This is a genomic window from Salifodinibacter halophilus (genome assembly GCA_012999515.1).
GTDB lineage: Bacteria > Pseudomonadota > Gammaproteobacteria > Nevskiales > Salinisphaeraceae > Salifodinibacter > Salifodinibacter halophilus.
In genome coordinates, this window is record JABEEB010000438.1 from 1 (window position 1) to 255 (window position 255).

Sequence of the window (255 nt, forward strand, 5' to 3'; positions counted from 1 at the left end):
ACTGCTACATGCGCCTGCCGGAGATGAAGGCCTGGGGCACCTGGAACGCTTCGGAGTTCTACAGCTTCTTCCAGGACATCAACACCGAAGACAACTTCTGGAGCGAGGACAGCTACACCGAAGTCGTCAACTCCAGCCGCTACAAGAACGACGTCACCAAGACCCACTTCGAGTTCGTGCAGGCGCCCAACATCAGCGCCGAGGACAACGCCAAGCTCGAATCGGACATCCGCGCGATCATCAACAAGCAGCTCG

At 58.0% G+C, this 255-nt stretch carries 1 protein-coding gene; it reads left to right on the forward strand.

The window, feature by feature from the left end; all coding sequences use genetic code 11:
• The coding region (locus HKX41_12350; GenBank protein NNC24926.1) for a hypothetical protein at positions 1-255 on the forward strand (255 nt) is incomplete at both ends.